This window comes from Solidesulfovibrio sp. C21 (assembly GCF_047785625.1).
Lineage (GTDB): Bacteria > Desulfobacterota > Desulfovibrionia > Desulfovibrionales > Desulfovibrionaceae > Solidesulfovibrio.
This window is the reverse complement of the sequence record NZ_JBLODY010000125.1, coordinates 1-7,083: the sequence shown is the minus strand read 5'-3', so window position 1 is coordinate 7,083 and position 7,083 is coordinate 1. Positions and strand designations below refer to the sequence as shown.

7 protein-coding genes are annotated in these 7,083 nt (G+C 65.1%); 2 read left to right on the top strand and 5 right to left on the bottom strand.

Annotation, left to right across the window (positions count from 1 at the left end):
* Window positions 1–191: 191 nt before the first annotated feature.
* Window positions 192–710 carry a class IV adenylate cyclase gene (locus ACMZ6R_RS19740; protein ID WP_416114666.1) on the bottom strand — a complete coding sequence of 173 codons (519 nt, stop codon included), beginning with the start codon at window positions 708–710 and terminating at the stop codon, window positions 192–194.
* Between the two features lie 205 nt (window positions 711–915).
* Between ACMZ6R_RS19740 and ACMZ6R_RS19735 the strand changes: the two genes are divergently transcribed.
* Both ACMZ6R_RS19735 and ACMZ6R_RS19730 read left to right on the top strand, forming a co-directional pair.
* Window positions 916–1,347: a flavodoxin gene (locus ACMZ6R_RS19735; protein ID WP_416114665.1), complete on the top strand. Its 432-nt coding sequence runs from the start codon at window positions 916–918 to the stop codon at window positions 1,345–1,347.
* Window positions 1,348–1,453: 106 nt separating this feature from the next.
* Window positions 1,454–1,813, top strand: a complete 360-nt coding sequence (locus ACMZ6R_RS19730) for a tetratricopeptide repeat protein (protein WP_416114664.1) — start codon at window positions 1,454–1,456, stop codon at window positions 1,811–1,813.
* A 141-nt stretch (window positions 1,814–1,954) separates the two neighbouring features.
* Here the strand turns inward: ACMZ6R_RS19730 and ACMZ6R_RS19725 are convergent, their stop codons facing one another.
* The 4 genes from ACMZ6R_RS19725 to ACMZ6R_RS19710 all read right to left on the bottom strand — a co-directional run bounded on the left by ACMZ6R_RS19725 (window position 1,955) and on the right by ACMZ6R_RS19710 (window position 6,861).
* Entirely contained in the window at window positions 1,955–3,133 is a 1,179-nt protein-coding gene (locus ACMZ6R_RS19725; protein WP_416114663.1) for a SpoIIE family protein phosphatase, read from the bottom strand.
* On the bottom strand, window positions 3,133–4,881 hold the full coding sequence (locus ACMZ6R_RS19720; RefSeq protein WP_416114662.1) for a [Fe-Fe] hydrogenase large subunit C-terminal domain-containing protein: 1,749 nt from the start codon (window positions 4,879–4,881) through the stop codon (window positions 3,133–3,135). The genes ACMZ6R_RS19725 and ACMZ6R_RS19720 overlap by 1 nt, the downstream gene beginning before the upstream one ends.
* A gap of 105 nt (window positions 4,882–4,986) precedes the next feature.
* Window positions 4,987–5,229, bottom strand: a complete 243-nt coding sequence (locus ACMZ6R_RS19715) for a (2Fe-2S) ferredoxin domain-containing protein (RefSeq protein ID WP_416114661.1) — start codon at window positions 5,227–5,229, stop codon at window positions 4,987–4,989.
* A gap of 327 nt (window positions 5,230–5,556) precedes the next feature.
* Complete coding sequence (locus ACMZ6R_RS19710; protein ID WP_416114660.1) at window positions 5,557–6,861, bottom strand: DUF2325 domain-containing protein; 1,305 nt, start codon at window positions 6,859–6,861, stop codon at window positions 5,557–5,559.
* Window positions 6,862–7,083 lie beyond the last annotated feature (222 nt).

Sequence of the window (7,083 nt, the reverse complement as noted above, 5' to 3'; positions counted from 1 at the left end):
CGCCTGCCGCGTAGCGGCGGCTTCGTCAGGGAAAATTCCGGACCCTCCCCAGGCATCCGCCTGAGCGCTTGGCAGCCTCGCCTCCACCCGGCAGAGCGAGTAGGGGGGCGCGGGGGGCATCAAGCCCCCCGCCGGGGTGCAGGGGCGGAGCCCCTGCGGGGGTGTGGGGCAGAGCCCCACCCACCCCCGTGCTACCGACCCACCGCCTGCAGCAGGTCGACGTAGGCCTTGGCCACGAGTTGTTCCTGGCTGATGCCGAGTTGTGCGAGCAGGGCGTGGGCGGTGGCTTCGCCGGCGGCGGCGGATTCCGTGGGATCGAGGACGACTTCCAGTTCCAGGAAATCGCCGAGTCCTTCCACCTGGTCCAGGTGCAGGCGTGTGCGTCCGATCAGGAAGAGGGTGCGTTTTTTGCGCACGCGTCCGACCTGTCCGTAGGCTGCGGTCAGGGCCTGGCGCAGGGTCTCCGGCGAGTGGGTCGGGGAGATGGTGTATTCGGACGTCTTGGGGCCCTGGCTGTCCGGGCGCTGGTAGAAGATCAGCTCGCCGGTTCCGTCCGGAAAGGCGCGCAGTTTGAGTCGGCCGTGTGGGCAGGCAAAAAACGTGTCGTCCTGCGGGATTTCCCTTGGCCCGGCATCCGCCAGTTTTGCCGCCAGGGGCAGCATGGCGTCGACGCTGTCGATTTTGGCCTTGATTTCCACATTTCGGGCCATGGATACTCCTTGGGTGTTTTGGGGAAGGGCCGGGTGGCCGGTTGTTTTTACCATGCCCGGTCGGAGCCTCAAAGCCGGGCATGGGGGAAGATGTTTTTGTCGGGTATAGTTGACAATGAATTTCAATATCATTAAATAAGGAGCCCACGGGGACGGCTGGAAAAGAGACCGGCGTCCGAAACGCGAAGTCCGCACGGAGTACGATATGGGAAAAGCGCTTGTGGTGTACGGGTCCACGACCGGCAATACCGAGTCGGTGGCCGGGGTGGTGGCCAAGACCCTGGAAGGCGAGGGCCTGGAAGTGGTTCTCAAGGATGTTGCCGGCGTCAAGCCGGAGGGACTGGCCGACGGCTACGATCTCGTGGTGTTCGGCTGTTCCACCTGGGGCGATGAGGATATCGAGCTGCAGGAGGATTTCATTCCCGTCTACGATGCGCTGGATGCGGCCGGGCTTTCCGACAGGAAGGTGGCGGTCTTCGGGTGCGGCGATTCGAGCTACCCGCATTTTTGCGGCGCAGTGGATGCCATCATGGAAAAGGCGTCGGAGCTTGGAGCCAGGGTGGTCGATTTGCCGTTCAAGGTCGACGGGTCCCCGGACGAAGCCGAGGCCCAGGCGTGGGCGAAAAGCATTTTGTAGGCGTCTTTGCGGGACGCTCCCGGCGGGAGACGGGGCGCACGGAGACGGAGAACGGAAAAGGGAGCAAGCGGCGGCCGCTCGGGAGGCCGTACCGGAGGAGAGGCTTATGGCCTGTGTGAATGGAAAATGCCAATTGGCGAGTAGTGTGCGCCAGCTGCGCGAGGCGGGCATGGAGGCGTTGCGCGATGGCGACATGGTTGGGGCCGAGGCGCTTTTGCGCCGGTCGGTGGCCATGTCCGAGGCCGGCGGCGGCGTGGCGACGGCCACGGCCCATTCGGTCTACAAGCTGGGCATGGCGCTGCATGCGGCCGGACGTCAGGACGAAGCGGCCGAACAGTTCGAGAAGGCGCTTTGGCTGGTCCGGGAGCGAGCCGGATGCGGCAGCAAGCTGTATCGGAAGATTCTCGGCCATTTTGCCGAGGCCATGCCGTCGCGGGCGCCGCTTTGCGAATGCGAGGCCGCGTAGGTTCGTTTCACAACTGCGGAACAAAAAAACTATTGCGATAACTCCACTACCATAGAGAAAGTTTAGGAAAGGGAGAGCGCGAGAGGGGACAACCCTTTTCAAAGGGTTTCCCCTCTCGCATCTCTTTTGCTCCCCCCCTTCCTAAAAAAACTGCATCTTGGTTTCCTTGAGGTATTTTTCCTCGAGGACGTGGCAGATGCGCTTGATGATGTTGCGCCGGATTTCCAGGTCGATGGGCAGGTTGGGGTCCTGGTGGGCTTCGTTGATGCGCGCGCCGACCAGGAATTCGATGGAATCGCTGTCGCGCAGGATATCGTAGAGTTCGGTGGCCGGGTTTTTTTCGCGGGGCGGCTCGTCGTTTTCCAGAAGCTGGGCCACGCGGGTCAGCGTCAGGATGCCCTCGGTGACGAGGTCCACCCCCTCCATCTCCGCCGCTGGCGGAAGATCCCCGCCGCCCGCCCCCATGAGGCTGTCGCGGATGGTGCGTCCCAGTTCCCGGCCCACGATGTTGGCCGTGGTGCCGCCGCAGATGACCTTGCGGCCGTCGAAGTCGGCCAGGGTTTCGGCGAATTCCTTGTCGCGGCCGGCGGCGTAGGGCGGTCCGGTCAGCACGAGGACCCGGCGTGGCCGGCGCAGGTAGATCACCGCCGCCGTCATGTCGTCATAGGCCCGCTGAAAGGGCTCTTGGCGCAGGGCCATACCCAGGATTTTCTGGGACAGGGCCCGGGCCGAGATGTTGGGGTCGGCCGCCACCTGTTCCAGCACGTAGTCCCGGCAGCCCTTGATGCGCCAGCCCAGGCGCAGCCGCTCGGACCCGAGCCCGGCCTGGGTGATGCCGTCCGAGGTGAAAATGAGCCGGTCCCCGGGCCGCAGCTTGACGTCGTAGACCCGGATCATCCGCTCGTCGTAGCGCGGGGTGGAGACTTCCTCGAACTCGAGGTTCACCACCGCGCCGTCGCGCACCAGGGTCACCGGCGGGTTGTCCATCTCGATCACCCGCGCCCCGCCGGTCGACTGGATGTCGACCACGGTGAAGGTGGCGTAGCTGATCTTGCGCACCTGGCACACGGGCAGCGCGTCCATGATGACCGAGGCCGCCCGGACGATGTCCATGTCGTTGGCCGTGTACTTGAGCGCCATGGTGGCGGTCATGAGCGACAGGATGGAGGCCTTGACGCCATGGCCCAGGCCATCGGAAAGCACGGCGATGATGCGGCCCTCGTCGGCCAGGCGCAACGTCTTGAAGGCGTCGCCGCAGATATCCTCGCCGTACCGGTTGCGCTGGGCCGCGTCCACCTCGACGAACACGTCGTCGGACATCAGCGCCGCCCCCGCAGTTCTTTTCCGGAGATGGGCTTGGCGGCGCTGGAAAAGCCTTCCGAGAGCGAGCGCAGAAGGATTTCCGTATCGGCCATGTTTTCGCCCAGGCGGCAGGCGATCTCCTGCACCGTCTCGAGATTCTTGCGAATGATCTCCCGGGCCCGCTGGGCGATCTCCTCGCGGCGCAGCTCCGAGCCCGTGACGTCGAAGATCACGCCGCCGATGACGCTGCGCGGCTCGATGGTGAAGATGGTGACGCTGAAAACCCGGTCGTCCTGGCGCAGGGCGTCGCGGTGGATGTCGGTTTCGGATTCCAGCGCCCGGCGGAAAAGCCCGATGAAGGGCACGATCTTTTCCAGGGCCGCGCCTTCCATGCCCGGACTCGCCTCGTAGGCCGTCAGGATCTCCTCGCCGAAAAGCCGGGCGAAATGCTCGTTGCACTCGATGATGTGGAGCCTGGCGTCGGCGATGACCACCCCGGCGGGAATGCAGCGCAACAGGGCATTGGCCTTGCGGGTGGCGCGCTTGCGCAGGAAATGGATGCACATCGACGGCTCGGCCAGCCCTTCCAGCATGGCCCGGGCCAGTCCCCGGCAGGTTTCGTGGCCGCAGCCGCCGCAGTTGATCTCGTCCTCGGGCGTGAATTTGCCGATCAGCCGCAGCACCCGCACGTACTGGTCCTCGCTGTAGACGGGCAGGTCCACAGGCGCGGGGTTCTTGCGCTCGTTTATGGGCACGACCGGCGTGCGCAGCGGTTCATCGGGAGCGGGCTTGACCGCGCGGTTGAAGACGTCGAGCTGGTCGAGCAGGCGCGGCCGGTTGCTCGAGATGCACGGCCCCCGCACGCAGCCGCCCACGCAGGCGAGCATCTCCACGAACACGGGCTGGGGCAGCACATGGTTCTGGATGCCCTCCAGGGCCGACTGGATGGTCTGGATGCCGGAAAGCGTGGTGAAACAGACGCTGGCATTGCCGGTATAGGCCTTGACCGTGTCGGTCATGCCGCCTTCGATGGGGTAGAGCGCGCCTTCCTTGGCCGCGTGGGGCATGAAAATGTCGGCCGGACCGGGAACGAGGCTTTCGGGATGGATGTTTTCCTGGCGCAGCATGGCCCGCAGGTCGGTGAAGGTCATGGCCGCGTCGAGCAGTCCCGGATGGTTGTCGGCCTCGGTTTTCTTGGCCACGCACGGGCCGAAAAAGACCATGCCGATGTGCTGGCCGTAGGCCCGGCGCATCATGCGGCAGTGGGACAGAAGCGGCGAGAGCAGCGGGGTGAGGTTCGGCACGAGCTCGGGCATGTAGCCCCGGATGAAATCCACCGCCGCCGGGCAGGCCGTGGAGAGCATGAGCCGGGGCGCACCCTGGGACAGGGCCTTGGCCACGCCGGCCGAGACCTCCTGGGCGCCGAGGGCCGTCTCCGACACGCCGGAAAAGCCCAGCTTGCGCAAGGCGGCGATCATGGCCTGGGGCGAGACGTCGGGGAATTCCGCCACCCAGGACGGGGCCAGGGAAACGTAGGCCGGCCGCTGGGAGCGCAACAGTTTGAAGACCGCGAACAGGTCGCTGCGCACCTGCTTGGCGTGGGCCGGGCAGACGGCCACGCACTGGCCGCAGGCGATGCACAGTTCCGGCACCACCGTGGCCCGGCCGTTTTCCACCTGGATGGCCTTGACCGGACAGTGCCGCAGGCAGCGGTAGCAGTCCTGGCATTCGGTTTCAATGGTATAGATGGGATAGTGCTTGAGCATGCCATCTCCCTTGGTTCCGACATGGGCCGCTGCAAGGGACATTGTCGGCTTCATGAGGTGTGAAGGCAAGGGGCAACGGGAAAAAGATCGGGCATGAAGGAGCCTTTACGCGGACAGGTGGCGGCTTAAAAGCTCCATCAGGCGTTCGCCGTTGATTTCGCCATAGAGTTGTCCGTCGATGCGGATATTGGGGCCTGTGGTGCACTGGTCCTCGCACCGGCTGCCGGTAAGGACCACGCTGTCGGAAAGCCCATGGTCGGCAAGGTACTGCTCGATCATAAGCAGATGCTTCTTGTTGCCCCGGGCGAAACACGAACTGCCCATGCAAATGACGATCTCATGTTTCATGGCAGCGGGCCTCGTATTGTCACTTTTTTCACAAGTTACCCGCCAACGACATATCCCGCAAGTCCAAAATGGACCCGCCGCCGTGAAAATGCAACCTCCGGCAACCCTGCCCGCTCCAAGGAATCGTGGCCCGGCCCGCAACGCCCCGTTGTTTGAAACAGAGGATAAGGGCGCGGGGCGCGGACGCAAGGGAGAACGTTCCCGGAAACGGACGCGGCGTTGGCGCGCAAGCGTCGTTGCCGTCTCCCTTGGCAGGGCCGGCGCTGTGCCGGCGGCCAAACGATAGCCGGGAAGGCTTCGGGGCGCAACCAACCGCGCCTTGGCGGATTATTGCGCCCGGGGAACGTCGAGTTCGGTCAGGGATCGGGCCAGGCTGGAAAGCCCCGAGGACCGGGCCAGAATGAGCGGTTTGAGGCAGCCACGGCAGGCCTGCTTGACCAGGGAACAGGCCTCGTGGCTCACGCAGTCGACAGGGCACACCACCGCGTCGGCCGCGCCCAGAAGCTCCCAGAGCCGGTGGGCCGACTGTTCCCGACCGCCGTCATGGTGCACCAGCTCGCAACCGAACTTGGCGGCCAGAAGTTTGTAATGGGCCACCAGCGAGCAGCGCCCGCCCACGTAGAGCACCCGCTTGCCGGCCAGTCCCGGGTGGGCTTCTCCGGCCCGGCAGGGACAGTTGCCGCCGCAGGAGCCTTCGGGCAGCCCCTGTTCCCGGCAGGGACAGACGTGTTCCGCGTCCAGGGCGGCGCTCTCGCCCTGATGGTGTTCGGCATGGGCGGCATGGGCCGCGGCCGCATCGCCAAGAGCCACGAACAGCGAAGCCTCCAACGCCGTCACTTCGCTGTCCCGGTCGGCCAGATCCCGGCGCAGGTCGGTCAGTTCGGCGTGCATCTTTTCCAGGGCCAGGGCCTGCCGGCCGGCCTCGGCTTCGGTCGCCTCCAGCCGCTCGGCCGTTTTCGCCAGCTCGCGGCTCAAGACGTCGCGGTCGCGGCGCACGGCGGCCACGGCCGAGTTCTCGATGGCCGCCTTGAGCGAAATGCGCTCGCGTTCGACGGCCTGCCGCCGCCGCCGTTCCCCGGCCAGTTCCTCCATGGCCTCACGGCAGCGGCCCTTCCAGACGCCGACCGCCTGGCGCAGGACGGTCTTCTGTTCCTCCAGGGAGGCCGCGGCCTCGGACAGCTTTTCCTCGAGCCAGGTCAGGCGCGACAGGTCGGCCCGGTTGGCCGCGCCGACCCGGTGGGAGAGCATGTGCACCTCGCCGTAGACCTCGCGCAAAAGTTCCTGGGGCACGCCCGGATGGGACATGATCGCCCAAAATGGTCCGGGTACGTCGCCGGCGTCGGCCCGTTCCCGCCACAGACGCCGCAGGCTTTCCGGGTCGTCGACGCGTAAAAAGGCGCGCAGGTCCTTGCGGTATTTCTTGTCCAGAAAGCGTTGCAGGTATTTGGCCGGTGCGCCTCCGGGCACCTGGGCCTGGCCCACCAGGAAAACGTGGGCGTCGTAGTCCGAAGCCTCGTCAGGCACGGCGTCGCCGCATTTGCGGCAGATCCGGCGCAGTTCGGATACGGTCAGACAGGTGCCCACGATGGGGCAGGCGAATTCGGCGTTTTCGTGCAAGGTCTTGCGCTGCATGGCTCCTCCCCGGCCCCGACCGGGACCGTATGGAACCGGCCTATACGAAAATGAAAATCATTGTCAATTAGAAAGCGGTAAAAGAAGAATGCGAGAGGGGAAACCCTTTGAAAAGGGTTCTCCCCTCTCGCGCTCGCCCCTTCCCAAATTTTATATATAGAAAGGAGTCCCATACCTGCAATACACTTTAATTATTAAAAGTCTTTGGAAGGGGGGCCCGGG